Annotated in this window: 24 protein-coding genes; 11 read left to right on the forward strand and 13 right to left on the reverse strand. The window is 72.2% G+C overall.

Annotated elements, in window-relative coordinates:
- Positions 1–71: 71 nt before the first annotated feature.
- Together B5D66_RS05875 and B5D66_RS05880 are read left to right on the forward strand one after the other, a co-directional pair.
- Positions 72–1,235 (forward strand): sensor histidine kinase, encoded by a 1,164-nt coding sequence (locus tag B5D66_RS05875; RefSeq protein ID WP_144390022.1) that lies wholly within the window; start codon positions 72–74, stop codon positions 1,233–1,235.
- Complete coding sequence (locus tag B5D66_RS05880; protein ID WP_078760612.1) at positions 1,232–1,921, forward strand: response regulator transcription factor; 690 nt, start codon at positions 1,232–1,234, stop codon at positions 1,919–1,921. The genes B5D66_RS05875 and B5D66_RS05880 overlap by 4 nt, the downstream gene beginning before the upstream one ends.
- 582 nt (positions 1,922–2,503) lie before the next feature.
- Here the strand turns inward: B5D66_RS05880 and B5D66_RS05885 are convergent.
- The 5 genes from B5D66_RS05885 to B5D66_RS05905 form a co-directional block, all read right to left on the reverse strand.
- Positions 2,504–3,250, reverse strand: a complete 747-nt coding sequence (locus B5D66_RS05885; RefSeq protein ID WP_078760613.1) for a phosphoglyceromutase — start codon at positions 3,248–3,250, stop codon at positions 2,504–2,506.
- 55 nt (positions 3,251–3,305) lie between these two features.
- The gene (locus B5D66_RS05890) at positions 3,306–3,845 is read right to left on the reverse strand and encodes a type III secretion system chaperone family protein (RefSeq protein WP_078760614.1); all 540 of its coding nucleotides are present in this window, start codon (positions 3,843–3,845) and stop codon (positions 3,306–3,308) included.
- A gap of 9 nt (positions 3,846–3,854) precedes the next feature.
- On the reverse strand, positions 3,855–5,174 hold the full coding sequence (gene mshA / locus B5D66_RS05895; protein WP_394330039.1) for a D-inositol-3-phosphate glycosyltransferase: 1,320 nt from the start codon (positions 5,172–5,174) through the stop codon (positions 3,855–3,857).
- 267 nt (positions 5,175–5,441) lie between these two features.
- Positions 5,442–6,428: an alpha/beta hydrolase gene (locus B5D66_RS05900; RefSeq protein ID WP_078760615.1), complete on the reverse strand. Its 987-nt coding sequence runs from the start codon at positions 6,426–6,428 to the stop codon at positions 5,442–5,444.
- 15 nt (positions 6,429–6,443) lie between these two features.
- Positions 6,444–6,971: an O-acetyl-ADP-ribose deacetylase gene (locus B5D66_RS05905; RefSeq protein ID WP_078760616.1), complete on the reverse strand. Its 528-nt coding sequence runs from the start codon at positions 6,969–6,971 to the stop codon at positions 6,444–6,446.
- Positions 6,972–7,220: 249 nt separating this feature from the next.
- On the opposite strand from B5D66_RS05905, the gene B5D66_RS05910 reads away from it, so the two are divergent.
- The 3 genes from B5D66_RS05910 (at position 7,221) to B5D66_RS05920 (ending at position 8,944) form a co-directional block, all read left to right on the forward strand.
- The gene (locus B5D66_RS05910; RefSeq protein ID WP_078760617.1) at positions 7,221–7,583 is read left to right on the forward strand and encodes a BlaI/MecI/CopY family transcriptional regulator; all 363 of its coding nucleotides are present in this window, start codon (positions 7,221–7,223) and stop codon (positions 7,581–7,583) included.
- 4 nt (positions 7,584–7,587) lie between these two features.
- Entirely contained in the window at positions 7,588–8,538 is a 951-nt protein-coding gene (locus B5D66_RS05915; RefSeq protein WP_078760618.1) for a M56 family metallopeptidase, read from the forward strand.
- Positions 8,539–8,632: 94 nt separating this feature from the next.
- The gene (locus B5D66_RS05920; protein ID WP_078760619.1) at positions 8,633–8,944 is read left to right on the forward strand and encodes a DUF2516 family protein; all 312 of its coding nucleotides are present in this window, start codon (positions 8,633–8,635) and stop codon (positions 8,942–8,944) included.
- Here B5D66_RS05920 and B5D66_RS05925 read toward each other — a convergent pair.
- From B5D66_RS05925 to B5D66_RS05935, 3 genes are all read right to left on the reverse strand, one after another.
- Positions 8,929–11,295 carry a hypothetical protein gene (locus tag B5D66_RS05925; protein ID WP_078760620.1) on the reverse strand — a complete coding sequence of 789 codons (2,367 nt, stop codon included), beginning with the start codon at positions 11,293–11,295 and terminating at the stop codon, positions 8,929–8,931. The two genes, B5D66_RS05920 and B5D66_RS05925, sit on opposite strands and share 16 nt — an antisense overlap.
- 105 nt (positions 11,296–11,400) lie before the next feature.
- Positions 11,401–12,318 (reverse strand): neutral zinc metallopeptidase, encoded by a 918-nt coding sequence (locus B5D66_RS05930; RefSeq protein WP_078760621.1) that lies wholly within the window; start codon positions 12,316–12,318, stop codon positions 11,401–11,403.
- Positions 12,319–12,437: 119 nt separating this feature from the next.
- Positions 12,438–13,415 (reverse strand): neutral zinc metallopeptidase, encoded by a 978-nt coding sequence (locus B5D66_RS05935; protein WP_078760622.1) that lies wholly within the window; start codon positions 13,413–13,415, stop codon positions 12,438–12,440.
- Between the two features lie 152 nt (positions 13,416–13,567).
- On the opposite strand from B5D66_RS05935, the gene B5D66_RS05940 reads away from it, so the two are divergent.
- From B5D66_RS05940 to B5D66_RS05950, 3 genes are all read left to right on the forward strand, one after another.
- On the forward strand, positions 13,568–15,334 hold the full coding sequence (locus B5D66_RS05940; RefSeq protein ID WP_078760623.1) for a DUF2207 domain-containing protein: 1,767 nt from the start codon (positions 13,568–13,570) through the stop codon (positions 15,332–15,334).
- A 14-nt stretch (positions 15,335–15,348) separates the two neighbouring features.
- The gene (dtd, locus tag B5D66_RS05945) at positions 15,349–15,774 is read left to right on the forward strand and encodes a D-aminoacyl-tRNA deacylase (RefSeq protein ID WP_078760624.1); all 426 of its coding nucleotides are present in this window, start codon (positions 15,349–15,351) and stop codon (positions 15,772–15,774) included.
- A 124-nt stretch (positions 15,775–15,898) separates the two neighbouring features.
- Entirely contained in the window at positions 15,899–17,125 is a 1,227-nt protein-coding gene (locus B5D66_RS05950) for an alpha/beta hydrolase family protein (protein WP_078760625.1), read from the forward strand.
- Here B5D66_RS05950 and B5D66_RS05955 read toward each other — a convergent pair.
- Together B5D66_RS05955 and B5D66_RS05960 are read right to left on the reverse strand one after the other, a co-directional pair.
- On the reverse strand, positions 17,119–17,481 hold the full coding sequence (locus B5D66_RS05955; protein WP_078760626.1) for a DsrE family protein: 363 nt from the start codon (positions 17,479–17,481) through the stop codon (positions 17,119–17,121). The genes B5D66_RS05950 and B5D66_RS05955 overlap by 7 nt on opposite strands.
- Positions 17,482–17,526: 45 nt before the next feature.
- Positions 17,527–18,303, reverse strand: a complete 777-nt coding sequence (locus tag B5D66_RS05960; protein ID WP_078760627.1) for a GIDE domain-containing protein — start codon at positions 18,301–18,303, stop codon at positions 17,527–17,529.
- 289 nt (positions 18,304–18,592) lie between these two features.
- On the opposite strand from B5D66_RS05960, the gene B5D66_RS05965 reads away from it, so the two are divergent.
- The 3 genes from B5D66_RS05965 to ygfZ all read left to right on the forward strand — a co-directional run bounded on the left by B5D66_RS05965 (position 18,593) and on the right by ygfZ (position 21,049).
- The gene (locus tag B5D66_RS05965) at positions 18,593–19,123 is read left to right on the forward strand and encodes a nitrobindin family protein (protein WP_078760628.1); all 531 of its coding nucleotides are present in this window, start codon (positions 18,593–18,595) and stop codon (positions 19,121–19,123) included.
- Between the two features lie 425 nt (positions 19,124–19,548).
- Complete coding sequence (locus B5D66_RS05970) at positions 19,549–19,968, forward strand: Fur family transcriptional regulator (protein ID WP_078760629.1); 420 nt, start codon at positions 19,549–19,551, stop codon at positions 19,966–19,968.
- A 52-nt stretch (positions 19,969–20,020) separates the two neighbouring features.
- The gene (gene ygfZ, locus B5D66_RS05975; RefSeq protein WP_078760630.1) at positions 20,021–21,049 is read left to right on the forward strand and encodes a CAF17-like 4Fe-4S cluster assembly/insertion protein YgfZ; all 1,029 of its coding nucleotides are present in this window, start codon (positions 20,021–20,023) and stop codon (positions 21,047–21,049) included.
- A gap of 61 nt (positions 21,050–21,110) precedes the next feature.
- Here the strand turns inward: ygfZ and B5D66_RS05980 are convergent, their stop codons facing one another.
- From B5D66_RS05980 to B5D66_RS05990, 3 genes are all read right to left on the reverse strand, one after another.
- Entirely contained in the window at positions 21,111–21,821 is a 711-nt protein-coding gene (locus tag B5D66_RS05980) for a type 1 glutamine amidotransferase (RefSeq protein WP_078760631.1), read from the reverse strand.
- Between the two features lie 11 nt (positions 21,822–21,832).
- On the reverse strand, positions 21,833–23,089 hold the full coding sequence (locus B5D66_RS05985; protein ID WP_078760946.1) for a MurT ligase domain-containing protein: 1,257 nt from the start codon (positions 23,087–23,089) through the stop codon (positions 21,833–21,835).
- A gap of 166 nt (positions 23,090–23,255) precedes the next feature.
- On the reverse strand, positions 23,256–25,190 hold the full coding sequence (locus B5D66_RS05990) for a coiled-coil domain-containing protein (RefSeq protein ID WP_078760632.1): 1,935 nt from the start codon (positions 25,188–25,190) through the stop codon (positions 23,256–23,258).
- Between the last annotated feature and the right edge of the window lie 111 nt (positions 25,191–25,301).

A 25,301-nucleotide genomic window follows, 5' to 3' on the forward strand; every position in this document is an offset into this window, starting at 1 on the left:
GTTGTAACACATGGTCACACGGGTAAAGGAGGTCTTCTCCCGCTTACGATCGAAGTGTGCAAGGGGAGCTACTGGCCGCGCTAGCGGGGCTCGTCGGACTCGTGACAGGCGTCGCGGCCGGTCTGGCGTTTCGGATCAGTGAGGCGGGCCGTAACCGTACCCCGGTCCCGGCGCCGCAATCAGAACTTCCGTCGGGCATCGCCGAGGTGCTCGCCGCGCTCCCCTCCTCCGCTGTCGTCCTGGACTCCACCGACCGGGTCCTGCGGGCCAGTTCCGCGGCCCGCGCCTTCGGCATCGTCCGCGGTGAGGAACTCGTCATCGGCGACCTGCTCGCGCTCGCCCGGCAGGTGCGCCGCGACGGCGTCATCCGCGAGACCGAGATCGAGGTGGCGGTCCGCAAGTTCGGCCCCGACTCCACCTCCTTCGCGGTGCGCGTCGCCCCGCTCGGCGGCACGGGGCTCGTGCTGGTGCTGGCCGAGGACCAGACCGAACGCCGGCGGGTCGAGGCCGTGCGCCGCGACTTCGTCGCCAACATCAGCCATGAGCTCAAGACCCCGGTGGGCGCGCTGTCCCTGCTGGCCGAGACCGTGGCCGACGCCAGCGACGACCCCGAGGCCGTACGCCGCTTCACCGCGCGGATGCAGCAGGAGGCCGCCCGGCTGACCAGCGTCATCCAGGACCTCATCACCCTGTCGCGGATCCAGGGCGCCGAGCCCATGTCCGAACCCGACGAGGTCGAGATCGCGTCCGTGGTCGACGAGGCCCTGGACGCCGTTCGGATGGCGGCCGACGCCAAGAAGATCGAGCTGGTCTCCAGCGGCACCGAGGGCATCCGCGTCATGGGGGACGAGGGCCTGCTCGTCACCGCCATGCGCAACCTGGTCGCCAACGCGGTCGCCTACAGTCCTGAGCAGACCCGTGTCTCCGTCACGGCCGACGTCACCGACAAGACGGTGGACATCAGCGTCGCCGATCAGGGCATCGGGATCCCTCCGCAGGATCTCGAACGCATCTTCGAGCGCTTCTACCGTGTGGACGCCGCTCGAAGCCGGTCCACCGGTGGCACCGGTCTGGGCCTGGCCATCGTCAAGCACATCACCACCCACCACCGTGGGGAAGTGAGCGTGTGGAGCAAGGAGGGTTCGGGTTCGACGTTCACCCTGCGTCTGCCCCGGATCGAAACTCGGGAGCCGCAGCGCTCCGGTGAGAACACCTATCGGGAGGCACCACAGTGACGCGTGTACTCGTCGTTGAGGACGAGGAATCCTACAGCGATGCCCTGTCGTACATGCTGCGCAAGGAAGGCTTCGAAGTCGCCGTGGCGCCCACCGGCACGGTCGCCTTGGAGACCTTCGACCGCACCGGGGCCGACCTCGTGCTGCTGGACCTGATGCTTCCGGGGCTGTCGGGCACGGAGGTGTGCCGGACCCTGCGGCAGAAGTCCAACGTCCCGGTCATCATGCTGACGGCCAAGGACAGCGAGATCGACAAGGTCGTCGGCCTGGAGCTGGGCGCCGACGACTACGTGACCAAGCCCTTCTCCTCCCGTGAGCTCGTGGCCCGCATCCGCGCGGTGCTGCGTCGCCGCGGCGAGGACGAGACGCTGCTGCCCACGACCCTGGAGGCCGGTCCGGTCCGGATGGACGTGGAACGGCACGTGGTGACCGTGCGCGGCGAGAACGTCCAGCTCCCGCTCAAGGAGTTCGAGCTGCTGGAGGTGTTGCTGCGCAACGCCGGCCGGGTGCTGACCCGCATGCAGCTCATCGACCGGGTGTGGGGTGCCGACTACGTGGGCGACACCAAGACCCTCGACGTCCACATCAAGCGGCTGCGCGCCAAGATCGAGACCGATCCCGGCAACCCCCGCTTCATCGTGACCGTCCGGGGTCTGGGCTACAAGTTCGAGCCCGTCACCGACTGAGGCCCCCGCGGCCCGGCCGGCTCCCGGCCGGGCCGCCCGCTCCCCGCCCCGAGGCCCCGGCGCTCCACAATCAGGGCCAGAGCCCACTGTTCCGACACGGGGCCACGGCCGCTGCTCTAGGAGCCTGTCCCGGTAGAGTTCACAGGCCGTTTCCCGGCATCACATCCACGGGCACGACCGCCAAGACCGTTTCGCCGACTGACCGCGCCCTCCTTTCCAGCGCCGTCTTGGCCGTCGGGAGGCGGCCAGGCACCATTTCCTCCCTGCGGTGAATATGAGGACCTACACGGGAGCAGGCGCTGTTCTCCACCTACCGTCGAGAAGGCGGTCCCCGGCCGGGTCAGCGGCTTTGGTCAACGACGTGCTCCCCGTGGCCCCTTCGGCTGGCCCGCGCTCGGACACGCCCAGCCGTCAGCCCACCAACGTCACGATCAGGCACTGCCACGTGACGGTGAGGAGCCTCTCCCGAAGACGAGCAGAGGAACACGAAGGCGACCCGCCCGGCCCTGAGGGCTCGTCGACGCCGCGCAGAGGCCCCGGCCCGTGGGAACCACGGACCGGGGCCTTCCTCGTCGATGCCGGCTACTTCTTACCCTGGTTCTTGACGGCCTCGATGGCGGCCTTGGCGGCCTCGGGGTCGAGGTACTCGCCCCCTGCCTTGCGCGGCGTGAAGTCGTCGTTGAGCTCGTAGACCAACGGGATGCCCGTGGGGATGTTCAGGCCCGCGATCGTCTCGTCGTCGATGCCGTCGAGGTGCTTGACCAGCGCGCGCAGCGAGTTGCCGTGCGCGGCGACCAGGACGGTGCGGCCCGCGGCCAGGTCCGGGACGATCGAGTCGTACCAGTAGGGCAGCATGCGGTGGACGACGTCGGCCAGGCACTCGGTACGCGGCATGAGCTCGGGCGGGAGGTCGGCGTAACGCGGGTCGCCGACCTGGGAGTACTCGGCGTCGTCGGCGAGCGGGGGCGGCGGGGTGTCGTAGGAGCGCCGCCAGATCATGAACTGCTCGTCGCCGTACTCCTCGCGCGTCTGGGCCTTGTTCTTGCCCTGGAGCGCGCCGTAGTGACGCTCGTTGAGCCGCCAGGAACGGCGGACCGGCAGCCACAGCAGGTCGGCCTCGTCGAGCGCGATGTTGGCGGTGCGGATGGCCCGCCGCAGCACCGAGGTGTGCACGACATCGGGGCGCAGGTCGGCGTCGAGCAGCAGCCGGCCGCCCTTACGCGCCTCCTCCTCGCCCTTGGTGGACAGGTCGACGTCGACCCAGCCGGTGAACAGACCTTCGGCGTTCCAGACGCTTTCGCCGTGACGCAGCAGAACAAGAGTGCCCATGGGCATCAGCCTAGCGAGTCGGCCCCCGGAGGAGGGCACCGCCCCGAAGATTGGTCTACTCCAATGCGGGCGTCTGGTCGCCCGTCCGCTCCGAGACCGGTTCGCCGAGCAGGTGGCGGAACGCGCGGAGGTTGCGCGGGTTCTCGCCCCGCCGGGTCCGCCACTCCCACTCCTTGCGGATGGCCGAGGCGAAGCCGCGCTCCAGCGCCGGATTGAAGTTGTCGTCGGAGTAGGTCAGCACGCAGCCCAGCAGCCGGTCCACCTCCCGGGGCGTGACTCCCCCCAAGGGCAGGCGGCCGGTGATGTAGACGTCACCCACCTCGTCGGCCGCGAACGCGACTCCGTACATGTCGCTGTTCTTGCGCATCAACCACCGGTAGAACTCCGCCTCGTTCTCGTCGGGGCGGCGGCAGAAGAACGTCTTGACCAGCAGGCTGTGCTCCCCGACCCCCAGCCATACCAGGGTCTTGAGCTTGCGCTCGCCCGGCAGCGTCACGACGAAGGCGTCGGGGTCCGGGCGTTCGAACTCCAGCCCCGCCTCGCGCAGCGCGGTCCGGATCGCCTCGATCGCCTGGCTCTGCTCCTGTGATGGCATACGGCTCCGTTACTGGTTGGCGGCGGCGGGCAGCGGCTCGGTGGCCGAGGTGGCGCGGTAGACGTCGAGGAGGCCGTCCACGGTGGCCGACCAGCTCAGACCACGGGCGTGCCCCACCCCCGCGGCGCCGAACCGGTCCCGCCACGCGGGCTCGGTGATCATGCGGTGCAGCACCCGCGCGTAGTCGGCGGGGTCGTGGCCGTCGATCAGCACGCCGGAGACCCCGTCGCGGACGGCGGTGGGCAGGCCGCCGACACGGGCCGCGACGACCGGCGTCGCACACGCCTGCGACTCGACCGCGACGAGCCCGAACGACTCCGAGTGCGAGGGGACGACGGTGGCGGTGGCGGCCCGGTAGTAGTGGACCAGCTCGGCCCGGGTGCGCGGCGGCTCCATGCGGACCAGATCGGCGATGCCGAGCGTGCGGGCGAGTTCGGCCAGGCGGCGCGGCTGCTCCAGGTCGGCCCCCGACAGCCCGCCGACCACGGCGACGACCAGGCGCTCGCGCAGCGCCGGGTCGGCCTCGACCAGCCGCGCCGCCGCGCGCAGCAGCACGTCCGGGGCCTTCAGACGCTGTACCCGGCCCACGAACAACAGCAGCGCGGTGTCGGACGGCAGCCCCAGGGTGCGCAGCGCGTCGGCGCGCGACCCGGGGGTGAAGACGTCGAGGTCCACGCCGGGCGGGACCGTGCTGACCCGGCCGGGATCGGCGTCGTAGTGGTGGATGAGCTGGGCGGCCTCGTCGGCGGTGTTGGCGACGAGGTGGTCGGCCTGGCGCACCAGCTGGTCCTCGCCCCGGACCCGGGCCTCGGGTTCGGGGACGTCGCCCTCGGCCAGCGCGCTGTTCTTGACCCTGGCCAGCGTGTGCATGGACTGCACGAGGGGGACCCCCCAACGCTGCGCGGCGACGAGCCCGGCGCGGCCCGACAGCCAGTAGTGGCCGTGGACGAGATCGTAGTGCCCGGGGTCGTTGCGCGCCTCGGCGCGCAGCACGCCGAAGACGAAGGGGCACAGGTACCGGGCGAGCGTGTGCTTGTCCAGCGCGCCGAACGGGCCCGCCCCGATGTGGCGGACGGTGACCCCGGGAGCCATCTCGACCTCGGGCGGCTGCTCGGGTCCGGTGGCGCGGGTGAAGACGTCGACGGCCACCCCGCGTTCGGCGAGCCGTTTGGCGACCTCGACGATGTAGACGTTCATGCCGCCGGCGTCGCCGCTGCCGGGCTGGTCCAGCGGGGAGGTGTGCAGGCTGATCGTGGCGATCCTGCGTGGTGCCGCGCTTCCTCCGGGGCCGCCGGCTCCCGTGCCGGCCGCGCCGGGAATCTCTGACAGCACTGGACTTCGCCCTCTTTTCCGTCAACGGTCGCTCACTGCGTGCCACAACGGTCAACAGCCCCGGGTGGCCGCGGTGTTCCCATAATGGATGCGCGACCGTCCGCGCGAGGGCGCGGGGGTGAGGTAACGGGAGGACGCCGCCACCGGAACGGCACGCCGGCGGGGCACGCCGGCGCCGCCCTCCCTTGGGTGGGAGAGCGATCTCACGTCGCCGGTCCGGTCAGATGTCCCGTCCCCGGGCGCGGCGGCCCGGCGCCCAGGCGGTCAGGCGGGCTGCTCGGACCACCCTTCCACGAGGAAGTCGACGACCTGGGGATAGGTGGTGATCCAGGTCGAGTAGTCGTGGCCGCCCACGGGAAAGGCCGTCTCCACGGTCATGTCGCGCCGCTCCAGCAGTTTCGCGAAGCGCGCGGCCTCGCCGTGGATCGTGCCCTTCTGCAACGGCGTGTAGTCGTCGGTGCCCTCGACCAGGAAGAAGCGGATGTCACGTACCTCGGGGTCGTCCAGGAGCAGGTCGGGGGCGTGGGCCTCGGGGTCGTCACCGAAGGTGCCGGCGGGGTCGTCGACCTTGAAGTAGCCGCCCCAGCTGACCGACTGGGAGTACAGGTCGGGGTGGCGCAACGCGAGCGCGGCGGCACCGTACCCGCCCATCGAGTAGCCCGTGATGGCGCGCAGGCTCCGAGGACGGCGGTTGTCGCCCTCGACGGCCTCGATCGCCTTCCCCGTCACGAAGCTCTCGATGGCGAAGTCCCCGTTGACGGAGTCACCCCATTCGGTGTCGCTGCCGTTGACCTCCTGACCGAAGGGCGCCGCGATCACGAACTGGACGCCGACACGGCACATCTGCTCGTCCATCAGGGGGCCGACGTTGGTGTCGCGGACCGTCTGGTGGGTCCCGGTGGAGCCGTGCAGGAGGTACATCACCGGCAGGTCGGCGCTGTCCTCGCCGGGAGGACGCCGGATCCAGATGGGCCGGCCCTGGCTGGGCGCCCCCTTGTCGGGGATGTGGACGATCTCGTCGCGGCCGGGTTCGTGGCAGACGGGGACGTCGCCGGGGCGTGGTTCGACGGTCGCCTCGCCGCCCCCGGGCTCGACGAAGGCGGTGGCGCGTGGAGGGGCCTCCTGGCGTGCCGCGGTGACCGGGACCGGCCCCGCCTCCTCGGCCCGGAAGGCGGCGAGCATTCCCGCCGCGGACACGACGAGTGACGATGCGACGAGCACCGTGGTCCTACGCGAGAGCGTCGCGAACACAGCAGTTTCCTAAGGTCAGAGCTGGCGCGTCCCTGTTCCGGCGATCACGCGGGCGAACGCGGCATACACCGGGTCGGCGAAGAGGACGAAGCGAACCTCACCCACTGTAGTCGAGGCGTCTCGCACGGCGTGGACCGCGACACGCGCCGCGTCCAACGGCGGCCAGCGGTAGGCCCCGGTCGAGACAGCGGGGAAGGCGACCGTGCGCGCCCCCAGTTCGTCGGCGACGCGCAGCGAGGAGAGGTAGCAGGAGGCGAGCAGCTGTGACCGGTCCTGCGTGGCGCTGTAGACCGGGCCGACCGTGTGGATCACCCATTCGGCGGCGAGGTCTCCGGCCGTGGTGGCCACCGCCTGCCCGACCGGCAGGCCCGCGCCGTAGCGGGAGGCCCGCAGCTCGCGGCAGGCGGCGAGGATGGCCGGCCCTCCTTTGCGGTGGATGGCGCCGTCCACGCCGCCCCCGCCCAGCAGGGAGGAGTTGGCGGCGTTGACCACCGCGTCGACACGCTGCTCGGTGATGTCGCCCTTGAGGATCTCGATTCGCATGGCCGACAACGTAGCCGGGGCGTCGCCCTCCGTCACGACCACGGCGCGCGCGTCCCCCCGGGAGCCGTTCGCGAAAGGTCCGTGGAGGAGACCCCGGCACGTGAGGTATTGCACGGGGTGTTCGGCGCCCCCTCCGGCCCGTCCCGCACCATGCCGTCTTCGAGGCCCCATATCCCGCGCCCCAGGGGAATCCAGAACTCACCCGGGGGTGCGACAGTGCGTAGTACTACCCTCGGTAGACTGTGACGCATGAATCGGCTCGGTGACCTTGAACGCGCGGTGATGGATGTACTGTGGGAACGAATCGAGCCAATGACGGTTCGTGAGGTGGGGCGCGCGCTCTCCGACCGCGACCTCGCCCACACGACCGTCATGACGGTGCTTGATCGGCTAGCCAAGAAGGGTGTGGTGGAACGCACCCGCGAAGGGCGCGCGTGGCGTTACCGTCCGGCCGCCAGCCGGGAGAACTACGTCTCCGAGCTCATGTTCGACGCACTGGGACAGACCGGTGACCCGGACGCAGCGCTGGCCGCATTCGTACGCTCGATGAGCGGGACGGAAGCCGAAGCGCTTCGCCGCGCGCTCGCGGAAATCGACCAGCCGAGGACGTAGCCCTATGGTCAGTGCCGCACTGCTCGCCACCATCGCCGTTGGCTGTCTGTTCGCGGCGGCACGCCTTCGCCGGGCCTCTTGGCCTCTACGCGGCCCCCACGTGGCCGTCGTCGCCTGGCAGGCCCTCGGGCTGGCCTGGGGCATCTCCACCATCGGCGCGCTTCTCGCGTTCGGGCTCGCCCCCTACGAACAGGGGGTCTTCGGGGGGCTCTCCGCGCTGGCCGTCGACGCGGCCACCCACGGCCTGTACCTGTCCGGGCTCGCCGAGACCCCGTTCGGTGCCACGCAGGTGGTCGCCATCGTGGCCGCCGTCGCCCTGACCCTGTTGCTGTTCTGGGGGCTGAGCACCTCCTTCCTGCACGTGCTGCGCACCCGCAGGCGCCACCGCGACCTGCTCAGCCTGGTCGCGCGCGACGACCCGGACGTTCCGGGCGCCCGCATCCTGGACCACCCCGCGGCCGCGGCCTACTGCCTGCCCGGCGTGCTCAACTCCCAGATCGTCATCAGCGCGGGGGCGCTCGCCGTCCTGGACCGCAGCGAGCTCGCCGCCGTCCTCGCCCACGAGCACGCCCACCTGCGCCAGCGGCACGATCTGGTGCTGCTGCCGTTCTCGTCGCTGAAGCGCGCCTTCCCCCGGGTCGGCCTCATGGTCGGCTACTACAACGCCGTCGCCCTGCTCATCGAGATGTGCGCCGACGACGAGGCCCGGCGCGAGCACTCCCCCAAGGAGCTCGCGATGGCGCTGCTGCGGTTCGGGACCGCCGGCACCGCGCCGGTTCCCGCCGGCGCGTTGGCCGCGGCGGCGGCCCACACCGACCAGCCCGAGGTCGTCACCCGCGTGTCGCGGCTGCTCAACCCGGTCGCCCAGCTCTCGCGGGGGGCCACCGTGGCGGTGCTCGCCTCGGCCGTCACCCTGATGACCACGACCGTGGGGCTGTGGCACCTGCCGATGTGACACCCCGCTCATCCGGGCACGTTCTGTGCCCCTCGGGCGTTTACTGTGGAGAACACCCACCCGTCCACGTACACGCAAAGGTTCGGTGCTCGCTGTGGTCGCCCTGTCGTTCTTCTCGCTGCTGTGGAAGGTCATCTACCTGGCGATCTTCGTGACCACCCTGTACGCCCTGGTCGAGGCCGTCCGGACCCCCGCTCAGGCCTTCCCCGCCATGGACAAGCAGACCAAGGGGCTGTGGGTGGGTCTGCTCGGCGCGGGAACGCTGCTGTCGCTGAGCGCGGTGCTCGGTTACGGCGCCTTCCTGACCATCCTCTCGTTGATCGTCTCGCTGATCTACCTGCTGGACGTGCGTCCGGCGGTGAAGAGCATCGGCCGTCCGGGCGACGGCCCCTACGGTCCCTGGTAGGGCTCCAGCGTCTCCTCCCCCGTCGTGGCGTCCTCCTCGCCCACGTCCCTTTCCTCTCCCGCCCGCTCGGACGCGTCGGATCCCGGCCGCGTCCCGGCCAGCCGGCGCGCCGCGGCGGCGACCGCGTCCCGGTAGGCGGGGTCGCCGGTGTAGTCGGAGTGTCCGAGGACCCTCGGGTACAGCGCCTCGCCGCCGCGCCGCTCGTAGTGCCGCGGGTCGGGCAGCGGCTCGGCGAACCCCACGTCGCCCCGGTCGGTCGGGATCGGCCCGCCCACCGCGTCGGTGGCCCGCCACAGGTTGCGCCAGCCCGCCACCCTCCCGCGCAGCTCTCCCAGCGCCTCCGGACCGAAGTAGGCCGGGAAGTACCGTCCGTACAGGCGGTACAACGGGGAGCCGTGGGTGATCAGCACCACCCGGTCCCTGCACCGGCCGGGAAGCTGCCAGACGGCCGCCGCGGCGAGCACCGACCCCTGCGAGTGTCCCGAGACCACCACCCCCGTGCCGTCGGCCGTCAGGCCGGCGATCCGGGTCGCGAGCTGGGGCACCGCGCGTTCGGCGTAGGAGGGCGGGGCGAGCGGGTGCGCGGCCCTGGGCCAGAAGGTCCCGATGTCCCACAGCACGCCGACCGCCTGCCGGGTGGGCCGGTCCCGGTAGGCGCTGCGCCCCAGCCACATCAACGCGAGAAGGAAGGCGCCGCCCAGCCACGCCCCGATCCCGACCATCGCCGCGACGGTGGCGTTGGCCCATCCGGGCGCGTCGACCACCGCCACCGGTGAGACGAACCCGCCCCACCCCCCGCCGGCCCCGTCACCGGTGAGCCGTCCGGTCATGGCCGCGTACAGCGCCAGGGCGGCCAACGCCACGACCGGCAGCAGGAGCGCCCCCAGACAGGCCGGCAGCACCTCGGTGAGCGAACCGAGGGCACGGGCCCGCGCGATGTCGCGGGTCCGCGCCGCCGTGGTGGAGCGCTGGTAGCGTCCGGCGACGGCCTCCCGCTCGGCCCGCGCGCGCCCGCGCAACAGCAGCCACACGACGCCCGCCGTTCCCAGCGCGATGACCGCCTCCAGGGTGAACGCCATCTGCAACCAGGCGTAGACGTCCGGCGGGCGCAACGCCATGCAACCGGCCCTCTCGGCCCCCTGGTAGTGGCAGCCCCCCAGCCACCCGGCCGACTGGTGGACCAGCGCGGCGGAGAACACCCCGCCGAGGACGACCCCCGTGGCCGCGACCGAAGGGCCGGCCAGGCCCCCCATCGCGGTCTCGGCGTGGGCGCGCCCACGCCGGTACTGGATGACGGCGGTCACCGCGAGCAGCGCGCCCACCAGGCATTGCGCCGCGAGCAGGAGATCGAGCAGGACCGTGTGCCCGGGCAGCGTCCCCGTCGCCGTCCACCCGGGGCGGGGCCACAGCGCGTATCCCACGGCGAGCGCGAGCAGCAGGGTCGAGACGTTGCGCAACGCGCGGCAGAGGCGGGCGGTCACGTGGTTGACCGTGCGGGCGGTGGTGGGGACGAACAGGCTCACCGTGGAGACCGCCGCGGTCGCGGCGATCAGGCCGACCAGGACGGTTCCGGCCGGCGCCGCCCCGGACGCGCGGTCATGGGTCAACGGCGGAACGGCCAGCGACAGCGCGATCGTGGCGAGGGCGACCGCGATGTGCGCCGACCGCAGCCGCCCCACGGCGGCGCCGTTGTGCCAGAACCTCGGGTCGCTGAGGGGGGCGTCCGCGTCCCGGGACGTGCGCATCGTCGCCGAGACCACCTCGTATTCGACGCCGGTGCGCCGCGACAGCCTCCACAGCACCGCGACGACCAGCAGGGGAAGAAGCGCGCCCACCGTCAGCGAACGGCCCGGGGTCGCCAACGGCGCGCCCGGCTCGGACAGAAAGCCCAGCCAGGGACGTAGTCGGGCGCACGCGCTGCCGTGCCCGGCGCACTGCCAGCCGACCAGATCCATGCCGACGCCGGCGGCGGCGAGGGTGAGCAGGACGGTCAGGCTCAACGCGAGCAGCCGCACGAGCACGTCGTAACCGTGTTCCACGGCCCGATGCGTCAGGGCGCGGTCGTCCCCCGTGCCGCGCGGTCCCATCCAGTAGGCGACGTTGACGAGCATGAACGGCAGGAGCAGCAGCCACAGCGCGCGGGAGGAGCGGCCCGAGGTCAGGTTGCCCCACGCGAACGCCTCGCGGGTCACCCCCGGGACGGTCTCGGCGTCGGCCGCGCTACGTCGGCGGTAGAAGCCGGCGAGGTCGTCTCCCGATACCGGGCCCGCCGGCTGGACCTCCAGCAGCTCCTCGGCGGAGGCCCCGCTGACTCCGTGGATCCTCAGTTCCACCGTGCTTTCGTCGGGCATGGCCGGATCCTCCCAGGACCGGCGACGCGGGCACAATGGGGAGTGACCCGGTTCCCGGGAGTCACCCCCGCGCACAGCGGCCGGGGACCTTCCTCCCTCCGGGCGCTACTGCACGGTCTCCTCGGCGGCCTCCCAGGTGTTGCACGCGCCGGGGTCCTGCTCCTCCAGACCGTGCTCCATCCACAGCACGCTGTTGTCGGCGGAACCGTGGGTGCGCTCTTCGGCTGAGCTGCCCTCGCGATCGGCGGTGGCCGCCGCGTCGGCGAGGATGACCTCGCGGTCGGCCGCGGAGATGGGGTAGGTGACGCTGACGGCGCCGAGGAAGGCTCCGGCCAGACAGTTGGCCTGCAACTCACTGCGCCGGGTCCAGGCGTTCTGCCGGGCCCGGTCCGGCTCCAGCCTGCGCTGCTCGTGGTAGTACTCCAGCAGTCCGGACTCGCCCTGGACGTGGTGGGCGTACTCGTGCGCCAGCAGGGAGGCGTAGACGACGCTGTCGTCGGCTCCGTTCCACTTGGCGACGACGTCGGAGGTGCCGATGTAGATGCCCTTGCTGGCCCGGCAGTAGAAGGCGCCGGCCGTGGAGGGGTAGTCACGGCAGGGGCTGGTGCCCGGCGTCTCCCAGAACACGCGTGAGGGCGGTTCGAAGGAGATCCCCGCCTTGGCGAACTGGGTCTGCCACGTCTTGTCCAGGCAGTCGGCGACGACGTTCAAGAACCCCTCCATCGATTCGGGGTCGTCCACGTCGGGGACCGGGACGGGGCAGGGCAGGGGGGCGAGCCGGCCGGTCGCGTACAGCGGGTTGTCGACGAGCGCGGCCTTGCCAGAAGGGCGCTGGACGGCGGTCAGGCCCCCCGAGGGGGAGAGGCGTCCCTCTCCCGACGCGGCCGTCCGCGGCTCGGGTTCGCCGGGAGCCGGCGAGGCCGCGGCGACCCCCGCCGCCTCGTGCCGGGGAGGCTCACCGGTGGCCGTGCTCCACACGAGCACGACCAGGGCGGCCATGGCCGCCGCGACCGCCGACCACATGCCCGGACCGCCGACACGCGGGCGCGCGGAAGGGGGTGACCGTCGTCCCCCGTCATCCCGCAGATCCGGTTCCACGCCCCTGTGCCCGCCCCTCGTCGGCTACTTCGGCGCCGATCCGCTCACTGGACCAGCTCCTCTCCGGCCTCCCAGGTGTTACAGGCTGCCGGATCCCTGCGGTCCATCCCATGAGCCGTCCACATCCGGCCGTTGTCGGGGGAACCGTGGGTGCGCCCGGCTGCTCCGTAATCGCCCCGGAGTTCGGCGTCTTCGAGGATATGCGCCTGTTCCCGTGCTCCCAGGGGGAAGCTGTCGTCGACCGTGCCGAGGAAGACGCCGCCCAGGCAGTTGGCCTGCAACTCGCTGCGCCGGGTCCAGGCGTCGCGTTCGGCCTCGGTGTCCGCGGCGCCGCGCACGGCGTGGAAGTGGTCGAGGATCCCGGCCTCGCCCTGGACGTGGTGGGCGTACTCGTGGCTGAGCAGGAAGGTGTAGGCCGCGGGACGCCTGCTGTCGGCCGAGTTGTCCACGATGTCCTCGACCCCCAGGTAGAGGCCCTTGTTGGCCTGGCAGTAGAACGCCGCGGCGCCCTCCACCGGGTAGGTGCCGCACGGACTCTGGCCGGAGGTGTACCAGTAGATCCGGTTGGGCGGTTCGAAGGGCATCCTCGAATCACCGAACTGCGCCGTCCAGGCCTCGTCGAGGCAGTCGGTCACGGTGTGCAGGAACGTCTCCATGGACGCGGCGTCGTCGGGGTCGAGCTCGGGTGCCGGGCACTCCACCTCGACCAGCTCACCCCCCTCGTAGAGACGGTTGTCGGTGAGGGCGTTTCGGCCCACACGCCTGACACCGTCCTCCTCCCGGCCGAGGTCCGCGCTGGTCCCCGGCAGACCCGCGGCCCCCTGCTCGGTCCCGTCCTCGTCGAAGAGCCCCGCGACGGTGACGAATCCGGCCAGCCCCACCGCGGCGAACCCGGTCAGGAGGACCCCCGTCACTCCGATGTCCAGCCGGCGTCGCGGCCGTCGCGCATAGGACGGCGGCCCGTACCCGGCGCCGGTGTCGTCGTCGGCCGTACCGGAAACGCGGCTACGCCATCGCGCCATGGTCTCCGTCCCACCTCCTGGTTGCCTCTCCCCCACATCGGGGCAATCGTTTCAGGGCCGACCTTTCGATTATGACGGCTATGCCAGGTCCACCACGTCGCCGTTCCCCGTCGTCACCGGCCCCGCTCCGGCAACGGCTAAGCTCTCTCGCCATGTGGTGGGATCGATTCGCGCGCCCGGCCGCCGCCACGGTGGCCGGCCTCGCGCTGTTGGGGTTGGCTCCCACCGGGGCATGGGCGCAGAGCGGCGACACCGCGCCGCAGACGCACGCGGGCGTCCCCGGCTCCGCCACGGGAAGTAGCAGGACCACCAACGAGATCGACCTCCTCCTCGACGCCGAGGGGGTGCTCCACGCCGAGGAGCGCATCTCCTTCGGGGGCGCCGCGCCCGAGCGGTTCACCCGGACTTTCGTGACCCGGGAACCCTACGACACCGACCACGACCGGATCTACGAGGTCACCGGCCTCACCGCGACCAGCGCCGACGGCCGCGCCACCGAGGTGACGCTGGCCCACGGGGAGACGACGCTGGAAGCCACCGTCGAGCCCTCCGGCGCCGATGAGATCATCCTCTCCTACCAGGTCCGCGGTACGACCAGTGAGATCGGCGAGCGGGTCGAGATGGAGTGGGCGGCGGTCGGCGGTTACAGCCTCCCGGTGGAGGAGACCACGGTGACCGTGGACGCCGGTCTCCCCCCGCTCGCGCTGTCGTGCGCCGCCGGCGAACCGCGTAGTTCGATCTACTGCACCTCCTCCGACATGGGCGGGCACCAGGCGCTGATCGCCCGGTTCGTCCAGGCCGACCTCGACGTCGGTCAGACGTTGAGCATCGTGGTGGGCTACCCGTCCGGCGTGGCCCCCGGCGAACCGATCCTGGACCGGACCTGGTCGCTCACCTCCGCGTTCTCGATCACGCCGGTGACCTCGGCGGTGTTCGGCGTGGTGCTGCTCGTGCTGGTGGGCGGGCTGATCGTGCTCATCCGGACCCGCGGGCGCGACGAACGGGCCCTGCGCACCGAGGCCGCCGCTGGTGACAACGCCCCCCTGCTGAGCGGCGACGAGGGGCCGATCGGCTTCCGGCCGCCCGACGGGGTCCACCCCGGTCAGATCGGGACGCTCATCGACGAGCAGGCCGACGTCGTCGACATCACCGCGACCGTCGTGGACCTGGCGGTACGCGGCCACCTCGTCATCGAGGAGCTGCCGCACGAGCACTTCACCTCGGTCGACTGGCGGCTGGTGCGCGCCCCGGAGCCGGAGGACGACGAGGAGCTGCTGCGCTACGAGCGGCTGCTGCTGGACGCGCTGTTCCACAACCGCGACGCGGTACGCCTGTCGGAGCTGGGGGACAGCTTCGCGACCCGGCTGGCCGGTGTGCGCGAGGAGCTGTACCGCGACATGGTCCGGTTGAAGTGGTTCGCCCGGCGTCCCAACCTGGAGCGCAACCGCTGGACCACCACCGGCATCGCGCTGACGGCGTTCGGTGTGATCCTGACGGTGCTGCTGGCGGTTTACACCCATGCCGCGTTCACCGGGCTGGCCGTGGTCATCGCGGGCGCGGCCGTGACGGTGGGAGCGCAGTACATGCCGGCGAAGACGAAGCTGGGCAGCGCGGTGTTCGCGCACACCCTCGGTTTCCGCGCCTACCTGCACCGGGCCGACGCCGACGACGTCCCGCCCAGCCGGCGGGTCCCGTTGTTCTCGCGTTACCTGCCCTACGCGATCATCTTCGACAACGTCGAACGCTGGGCGCAGATCCTGGCGACCGCGGGCTCGGCCGAACTGGACGGCGACCGGCTGCCCTGGTACCACGGTCCCGCGGAGTGGCAGCTCGACGACTTCGCCGACTCCATCAAGACCTTCACACTGACGCTGTCGGGGGTCATCTCCAACACCCGGCAGTTCCGGACTCTGAGTTAGACGGGGAACAGAGGATGCGAGCGGTCGCACAACGGGTGAGCCACGCCTCGGTCACGGTCGGCGGTGAGGTGGTCGGTTCCATCACCGGGCCCGGCCTGCTGGCGTTGGTCGGGGTGACCCACGACGACACCCCGGCCCAGGCGGCCAAACTGGCGGCCAAGCTGTGGACGCTGCGGATCCTGCCGGAGGAGAAGTCGTGTTCCGACATCGGCGGACCGCTCCTCGTCGTCAGCCAGTTCACCCTCTACGGCAACGCGCGCAAAGGGCGCCGCCCCACCTGGCAGGACGCGGCTCCCGGTCCGGTCGCGGAGCCGTTGGTGGAGGCGGTCGTCAAGGAGCTGCGCGCCCTGGGCGCGCACGTCGAGACCGGTGTCTTCGGCGCCGACATGTCGGTCTCGCTGACCAACGAGGGGCCGTTCACCGTCATCGTGGACGTCTGACAGGCCCATCAGCGCCGATCCCTCGTCCGTCAACCCCGGATCCCCCCTTTCGCCCGTGGTGGCGGCGGCCTCCGCCTCCCTAGGCTCGGCCGCACCACGACGGACGACATCGCGAGGGAGTGGAATGGGCGGATCATCGGGACGGCGCGGTTCACGGCACAGGGTGCTGCGTCTCCTCCTGGCCGGCGGTGTCATGGCGTTGTCGCTGTCGGCGGGGACCGGCGCGGCCACCGCCTCCCCCCACGGGGGGCATCCCACCGTGGCGCTGCCGCCCGCCACCGGGCCGCATCCCATCGGCACCACGACCCTGCACCTGGTGGACGGGGACCGGACCGACCTGTGGGATCCGGACGCCGGGGTGCGGGAGATGATGGTGACCCTGTGGTACCCCGCGCGGGCCGAGACCGGCCGCAGGGCGCCCTACATGTCCCCGGAGGAGTCCGCCGCGGCGATCGGCGCGCAGGGGCTCGACATCCCCCTCGACACCCTCTCCTCCATCGGCACCAACGCGTTCGTGGACGCTCCCGTCGCCGGCGCGCCCCGCAGCGCGCCCCTGGTCGTCCTCTCCCCGGGCGCGGGGTTCGGGCGGGCCTGGCTGACGGTCCTCGCCGAGGGGCTGGCCGGTAACGGCTTCGTCGTCGCGGGCGTCGACCACGCCCACGAGGCCACCGGCGTCGCCTTCCCCGGTGGACGTCTCCTGGACTGCCTGGCCTGCGGACAGGACCGCTGGGCCGAGGCCTCCCTCAACCGCGCCGCCGACATCGGGCACGTCCTGGACTCGCTGACCGGCCGAGGGGCGCCGTGGTCGGGTTCCTATGTGATCGACCCTCGCAGGATCGGCGTGGCCGGGCACTCGGCCGGCGGGTCGGCCGTGGCCGAGGTGCTCCGTTCGGATCCCCGGGTGGACGCCGGGATCGGCTTTGACGCCCCCGTCTTCCCACCGGCCCTGGACGAGGGGACCGATCGTCCACTGGCGATGGTGACCAGCGACCTGTCTCCCCCGTTGTTCCACGACTCCCAGGAACAGCTGTGGCCCCGCCTCGGCGGCTGGCGCCAGTGGCTGCGGCTGACGGACTCGGGGCACTCGTCCGTCACCGACCAGGGCTACCTGATCGACCGGCTCGGTCTGCGCGACCGGCTACCGGCCGAGACGATGGCGCGGCAGTTCGGCTCCCTGCCCACCGACCAGGGTCTGGGCGTCCTGCGGGACTACGCCACCGCGTACTTCACCCACCACCTGCGTGGCGAGCGGCAGGAGCTGGTCGTGGACCCGCCGTCGGTGCACCCCGGGCTCCAGGTGGTCGAGGCGGCGGATCCGGAGCCGACCGTGGCCGACGGCCGGCCTCAGTAGACGAGCGCCTGGACCCCCTCGGCGGTGACCTCGGCGACGAACGTCGCCGCTCCCGAGATGCGCACCCCTTCCACCAGGTCGGCCTCGGTGAGGCCGCGCCGGGCCGCGCACTGGGTGCAGACCGTGACCCGCCCGGCCGCCAGGACGGCGTCGAGGAGGTCGTTCAACGGGGCGGCGTGGGGGAGCGAGAACTCCGCGGCCCGGCCAGGGACCGCCAACCAGCTCGCCTCTCCGGTCAACCACAGGGAGATCTCGACACCGCTCGCCGCCGCCGCGGCGGCGACGGTGAACGCCTGGTTGCAGCGTTCCGGGGCGTCCTCGCCGGAGGTGGCCTTGATCACCAGAGCGCGACTCATGCCGACCAGGGTAGTGCCCGCCCCCCCTCGGGTGCCCGTGGGGGCTCACACCCCGGCGAGGACCAACGCCAGCCCCACGAACGCCGAGGCGACCGTGCCGCCGCCGAGCAGCAGCGCGCCGGCGCCGCGGGCCTGCGGTCCCGCCTCTTCGGCCGCCCCCCACTCGATGCGCAGCCGGCCGTCCGGAGGCGCCACGATGACCGGTCGGCCGTCGCGCAGCACGACCCGGCCGCGCACGACGACGGGGTCGCCGGGGCGGATGACCCACTCGCGGTACTCGAACTCGATCGTCTCACCGCGGAAGATCCCGGAGACGCGCCCCTTGATACGGCCGAGGAGGTCGTCGGCGGGGGCCGGCACCCCGCGCTGCGGGCGCCCGACCAGCCGTTGCAGGCACATGTCCACGCCCACGACCTCGGCGTCCCCGGGGTCGACGAGGACGCCGGCCCTCGGCGGCCCGTCGCCGTTGGGCGCGGCCAGGCCGAACAGCTCCGGCGACCCGTACTCGGCGATGGGGTCGCAGCCGCGCACGCGCTCGCGCTCGCCCTCACCCCGCTCGGGAGAGCGCCACGTCCAGTAGTGGCGGAGCACCTCGTGGCCGTGCCACACGCAGTCGACCCGGGCGAGGCGGGACTCCACGAGACCGTCCGGTCCCGGCACCGCACGCCCCGGTATGGCCACGTCCCTGCCCGCGCGCGCGGCCAACGCCCGCGGTCGCACCTCGGCGAGGGCGCGCTGTCCGAGCCAACGACGCAGGGCGAGAAAGGCCGGAGGTGCCAGGATCGCCGCGCCGATGAGGAGGGCTGTCCCGATCACCAGCATGTGGGCCGCCTCTTCTTCTCGTTGGTCGGTGGTCGTCGGCTAACCATGATCGTGCCTCGCCGCGACGTTTGAATCCTCTTTACCAGTTTCCGCGGTGATATCGATCATGGTCGCGATCGTCATGATCACCCCCGGGCGTTGCGGCTTCACACCCGGCACCTACCCGGCGTGGGCGGACGCCGCGCGAATCGGAGGTTTCCGACAGTCGTTGAACCGGGGACAAACCACACCGCGATCTGGACGGCCACCGGTACGGTCCGGTGCGCCCGCGCCGCTAATCTCGATCACTATGCAGCAGCCTGAGGTGCACCCCGATCTGGAGAGACTGTCGTTCCTGCTCGGCCGTTGGGAGGGGGTCGGCGTCGCCGGTTATCCGGACATGGAGGAGTTCCAATTCGGCCAGCAGGTCGAGTTCACGCACGACGGAGGTCCGTATCTGAACTACCGTAGCCGCGTCTGGCGGGTGCTCGAGGACGGCTCCCTCGGTGATTTCGTGACCTCGGAATCCGGCTACTGGCGGGTGCGCCCGCAGACGTCGGAGGGCGGGGAGTCAGACGCTCCCAGCGTCCACGTCGAGGTGCTGCTCTCTCACCCCGAGGGCTTCACCGAGGTCTACGTCGGCACGATCTTCGCCAACCGCGTGGAGGTGTCCACCGACGTGGTGCTGCGCACCGAGACCGGCAAGGGTGTGACCGCCGGCCACCGCCTGTACGGCCTGTTCGGGGAGAATCGCGAGATCCTGGGGTACGCCTGGGACCTCGCGGCCGACGGCCACGAACTCCAGTCCTACATGTCCGCCCAGCTCAAGCGCGCGGCCTAAGGCCCGCGCGCCAAGCGCGATGCGCGCCCGGCCATGGGGGCGGAACGCTCCAGGGGCGCGGCGGAGGGGCCGCGCCCGGACATGGACGGACCCCCGGGCTCGGAGCGCCGAGGCGCTCCGTGGCCGGTGGACAAGGCCGGCCACCCGGAGGTCTGGGTGTCCATCAGGGATTCGCCGGAGCGATCCCGTATACGGGTCGCCCTAGCGGACGAACACCTCGCGAGTCCTAAAAGAATGCACTTTCGGACCACCTCCCTTCTTGCGTGCTTATGACGCTACGTCCCCTGGCGCGGGTGGGGCAAATGTTTTTCCGGCCCCACCCTCGGCCCACCCGGGTGAGCTCCGCCACCACCGTCCGCGCGGCGTGGGGACGGCCGTTGCCACCGCGGCGTCCAGACCTCCACCGGGGACCGTAGACTCGGTTCATGTCGCACACCTGGCGTGAAGAGCTGCGCTCTCGCGGCTACCGCGTGACGCCGCAGCGACAGCTCGTCCTCGAAGCCGTCCGCGAACTTGAGCACGCCACTCCCGACGCGATCTGCGCCCGCGTCCAGCAGACCGCCTCGGGCGTGAACCTGTCGACCGTCTACCGGACACTCGACGTCTTGGAGAAGGTCGGCCTGATCACCCACACCCACCTCGGCCAGGGCTCGACGGCCTACCACCCCGCGGAGGAGGCCGACCACCTGCACGTGGTGTGCCGCGGGTGCGGCGAGGTCTCCGACATCTCCCTGGACGCGGCGGCGGGCCTGGTCGAAGCGCTCGACCGCGAGCTCGGCTTCGAGGCCGACCCCCACCACCTCACCGTGTTCGGCCGCTGCGCACACTGCCGCGCGCCGGCCTGAAAGCGACGTCGGGCGGCCTTCGTCCCGGCGGCGGGGACATAGGCTCGGGGGTATGACTTCGCCGCTGCTGAAGCGTCCTGGCGCCGTCGCCGCCGAGCCGCCGGACGCCGACATCGCCGCCCACTATGGTGAGCCCGCCCAGGAACAGCGCGCGCTGGACCGTTCCTGCGGCTGGGTGGACCGGAGCAACCGAGGCGTCGTCCGCGTCTCCGGTCCCGACCGGTTGGGCTGGCTGCACAGCCTCACCAGCCAGTTCCTCGACGGGATCGCGCCGGGCACCGCGACCGAGGCCCTGGTCATGGACAGCAAGGGACACATCAAGCACCATCTGTCGCTGGTGGACGACGGCACCGCGGTCTGGGCGCACGTCGAGCCGGGAACCGCCGAGGAGCTGGCCCGGTTCCTCGACTCCATGCGCTTCATGCTGCGCGTGGAGGTCGAGGACCTCGGCTCCACCCGCGGCGTCGTCACGCTCGCCGGGCCCGACCGCGAAGCCCGGCTGGCCGACGTGGCCGGACTTGTGGAGGACGTTCCGGTCCGGCGCGCCACCGACGAGATCGACCTGTTCGTTCCCGTCGAGAGGCTCGTCGAGGTGACCGACGCCCTCACCGAGGCCGGCGCCCGGCCGGCGGGCCTGTGGGCCTGCGAGGCGCGTCGCATCGCCGCGCACCGCCCCCGGCTCGGCTTCGACAGCGACCACCGCGCGATCCCGCACGAGATGGGTTGGGTCGGTTCGGCCGTCCACCTGGAAAAGGGGTGCTACCCGGGCCAGGAGACGGTGGCGCGCGTCCACAACCTGGGACGGCCGCCCCGCCGCCTGGTCATGTTGCACCTGGACGGCACCGCCGAGCGCCTGCCCGAGCGTGGCGCGGCCCTGGAGCTCGACGGCCGCGCCGTCGGCGTGGTGGGCTCCTCCGCCCGCCACCACGAACTCGGCCCCATCGCCCTGGGCCTGGTGAAGCGGACCGTCCCGGTGGACGCGGACCTCACCGTGGACGGCATCGCCGCCGCCCAGGAGGTCATCGTCAGCCCCGACACCGGGGCCAACGCCAAGATCGAGCTGCGCCGCCGGCCCAACTGACCCGCGGAAGGGGCGGCGGCCCAGTCCAGGCCGCCGCCCCCGGAACGCGGGACGGGACGGCTCACAGCACCGCGGCCAGCCGCTCCTCGTGCAGGGCATCGCCCCAGGACCGCTGGAGCGGGGGGATGTCGCCCACGCGCATGCGCAGCAGGAGGTCGGCCAGCGCGGGGTTGCGCGGCAGCGCCGGGCCGTGCAGGTAGGTACCGATGACCTGCCCCTGGTAGGCCCCCTCCGTGGCGCCGTCGTTGCCGACACCGCGCACCGTGGTGGAGAAGGGACGGGCCGAGGGACCCAGCGCCGTGCGCCCCTGGTGGTTCTCGAACCCGGTGATGCGACCGACCCCCAGCCCGGGATCGACGTCGGCGACGATCTCGCCCACCGCGCGGGACGTGCCCCGGCCGCTGCGGATGTCGAGGATGCCCAGGCCCGGCAGGGGGTTGTCGGCGTCGTCACCGTAGGACTCGCCGATGATCTGGTAGCCGGCGCAGATGGCCAGGATCGCGGCCCCCCGCTCGGCCGCCCGCTTCAGGCCGCCGTCGGCGCGCAGTCGCTCCGCCGCGAGGATCTGCGGCCGGTCCTCGCCCCCGCCGATCAGGTAGATGTCGCCCTCGACCGGGACCCGGTCGCTGGAGTGGACGTGGATCGTCTCCGTGGGGATTCCGCGCAGTTCGGCGCGGCGGCGCAGGATGAGGACATTGCCCCGGTCCCCGTAGGTGCTGAGCAGATCGGGGTAGATCCACACGATCCGCAGCCTGCTGCTGGTGTCGCTCATGTTGGTCTTTCCTACTGGACGCGGCCGTAGGCCGTGCGGATCTGCTGGAAGGCCGTGTAGTTGGCGATGACGTCGACCTTGGTGATGTCGGGCTGTTCGGCCTTCAGCTTGGCGACGACCTCGTCCACGCGGTCGGCGATCTCGAACGGAACCTCGTCGGTCTCCAGACGCAACGCGAGGTCGGTGCGCCGCTCCCCCATGCAGAACACGCGGCGCCCGCGCAGCACGGTGTAGTCGACGTCCCACAGCCAGGAGGTGTCCTTGCCGTCGGGGACCTGGGCGTTGATGGACAGGATCACCGGGACGTGCGGCGGGCTGAGCACCGCGAACGACTCCAGCCAGCCCGCGGGGTTCTTGGCGAGCAGCAGCCGCACCTCGACGCCGTTGGTGACGACCGAGGTGTAGCGGCCCGCGACGGAGCGGATCTCGCGCAACCGGGGCAGCGCCTGCTTGGGGTGGATGCCGTAGGCCGCGGCGGTGGCCAGCGCGATGACGGCGTTGGCGCGGTTGGCGTCACCCGGCAGGTTGAGCTGCAACGGGAGCCGCTGGCCGTTGGGGTCGATGACGCTGTCGGTCTGGTTGTCCACCGCCCAGCTGGTGTCGGGCCTGCGCAGGCCGCACTCGGGGCACTCCCAGTGCGGGTCGGGGTCGCGCTTGAGGTGACCGCCGCACTCGGGGCAGCACCAGGAGTCCTCCTTCCAACGCTGTCCCGCCGAGACCCAGGTGGCGTAGCGCGCGCCGAGGCCGGCCCAGGCCACGAGCGGGTCGTCGGCGTTGGCGATGACGTGGGTCTCGCTCTTGGCCAGCGCCTCGCGCCACTTCTTGGCGAGCAGGTTGATCTCGGAGGCGCGGTCCATCTGGTCGCGGCTGAGGTTCATCAGCACGACCACGGCGGCGTTGGTCTCGCGGAGCACCTGGGGAAGGTACTTCTCGTCGACCTCCAAGACACCGTTGCGCGCGTCGGGGCTGTCGGCGAGCGCGGTGATGTGCCCGGTGGGCATGTTCGCGCCGTGCTCGTTCGTCGCGATGTCGCCGAGCTCGCGCAGCGCGGAGGCGATCAGCCGGGTCGTGGTGGTCTTGCCGTTGGTGGCGCTGACCAGCGACAACCGCCGGCCGCGGGCCAGCTTGGCGAGCAGGTCCGGTTCGACCTTGAGCGCGACGCGGCCTCCGATGACCGAGCCGTCGCCGCGCCCGGTGGCTCGGGACAACGTCGCCGCGCCCTTACCCAGTGCGGCGGCCAACTGGGCACGCAGGGGAAGTTCGCTCATGATCTCCACAATTCACTGGAATGACGAGACGCCTGAGTGATAGGCGATCGAACCCAGCCTATTGCCAACCGCAAAGGGCGGGCACGGGTGACACCTGCGCGGGAGGCCCGGCCCCGCCGGGGCGCGGTGGTGACGTCGCCTTCTCCACCGTCACCCCGGCCAACGACTAGCCGGCTTCGCGCATTCCCCCCTCGTTACGCCAGTCGGGGCGCTCGGGAGGCGGCCCGAGGTTGGGGCGTGGGGCCTCGTCCTCCTCGGCCGCGGGGGCCGGGGCGGGGACGCCGCCCGGTCCGGCCGCGGTGGCGAGCGTCGCATCGGGCAGCGTGAGAATGCCGGGGTTGGCGTCGGCGAGCACCGGGGTGCCGCCGTCGAGGACCAGCATCGCGGTGGGCGGCAGCGCGCGCATCCCGGTGGCGTCGCAGCGCAGCGTCTCCCCCGGGGTGGCGGAACCGCTGACGTCGGCGGCCTGGGCGGTGACACGCCCCCAGGCGGTGGCGGAGCGGACGTGGCGGACGAGGTCGAGGGGAGGGATCGTCCGGCTCGCGTGCCGGACGGGGATACCGGTGGTGACGCTCTCGGCCGGGTCGGTGACGTAGCCGTCGGCGATGGAGTCGCCCAGCGCCTCGCCGACGACCTCGGTGAGCGGGTGCAGGGGGAGCCGGTGCCCCTCCCCCACGCGCGCGGCCGCCTCGGACGCGGCCCGCGCGTCCGGCTGGCGCATGAGGACCGGCAGGCACCCGTCCTCGCCGAGCATCGCCAGGGCGTCGCGACTGGCCCTTCGGTACAAAAGGACGACCCCGGCCCCCACCGCCCCGGCCGCGCGCAGCAGGTCCCGGACCCGCGCGTCCGGCAGCGCGTCGGCGCCGCAGACCACGATGGTGTGCGCCCAGGGGCGGGGGGCGTTGCCGCGGCGGGCGCGCATCCGCAGCAGCTCGCTCAGCGCCGCGAGGGCGTAGGTGCCGTAGGAGCGTCCGGCCCGCTCCCCTGAGGAGCGGTCCGTGGCGATGATCTTGATCTGGGCGTAGGGCTCCTCGACGGCTTGGGCGCCGAGCCCTTCGAAGGCCACGAGGCGGCGCTCCAGCTCGGCCGCGCGTAACCGGTCCGCCCGATCGGGGTGGGGCAGGTCGCGCAGCCGCCGGCGTTGTTCCGCGGTGAGCGGCGACAACGCGGGGTCGTCGTCCGCGCCGGAGCCGTCCGGCAGCGCGAGCGCGCGCAGGGCCGCCGTGAGATGGGTGAGGGGCGCGTCGGCGCCCAGGATCCCCAGCAGCGTCGTCAGGAACTCCCTGTCGGCCGCCACGTCGGCCGCGGGCTCCGAGGCGCGGGCGGTGACGGCGAGCAGGCCGGCCCGGCCGGCCGCGTCGAGGTTCGCGCCGAGGGTCATGTGCGGCAGGTCGGCGGGCAGCACCCAGATCCGGGGGAGGACGGCGCACCTTCGGGCGAGCGAGGCGAGGTCGCCGGCCACCGCCCGGCCGGACAGGTCCACGACCGTGAGGTCTCCCCCGTCGCGCAGCAGGGAGGCGCCGAGGTTGGCCAGCAGCGCCGACCAGCCGGCCGGCGTCCCCCCGGCGACCGTAGCCAGGCGGGCCCACTCCGGGACGGCGACCCCGTACCAACGGGGCTGGGCCTCGTAAGCGCGACGGCGGGTCTCCCATTCGGCGTACTCGCGGGCGTGCTCCTCCTGGCGCTCGCGCAGCAACCGTTCGCGCTCCTGGTCCAGTTCCTCGACACGGCGCCGTTCCTCGACGAGCCGCCGCCGGACCGCCTGACGGCCCTGGAGTACCGCGAGGGCGATCGGGGCGGCGACGATCAGGCAGGCCAGGGACGCCGAGACCGCGAACAGCCCCGGAAGGACGCCGAGCGGCCACAGCGCGACGGCGAGCAGGGCGATACCCGCCAGCGCGGCCAGGGCGAAGGAGAGCGGCCGGTCGCTCTGGGCCTCGGCGCGGCGTCGGGCGGCGGCCCACTCCTCGTCGAGCGTCTCGCGTTCCGAGGGGCTCGGCCGCCGCGGGGCCGGACCGGGGTCGGCGACGACGACCTCATAACGCCAGCCGAGGTAGACCGATCCCGGCCGCCTCCGGTCCCCTTCTCGCGTGCTCGCCACCGCGTCGCACCTCCCGCCCGGCCGCGGGTGTGGCCCCGGCGGCTCTCCGTTGGTACGTCGGCATGGTGTCAGGCCGTAGCCCTCTTGTCACCGGCTCCCGCAGATTCCCCG

The organism is Marinactinospora thermotolerans DSM 45154 (genome assembly GCF_900167435.1).
Lineage (GTDB): Bacteria > Actinomycetota > Actinomycetes > Streptosporangiales > Streptosporangiaceae > Marinactinospora > Marinactinospora thermotolerans.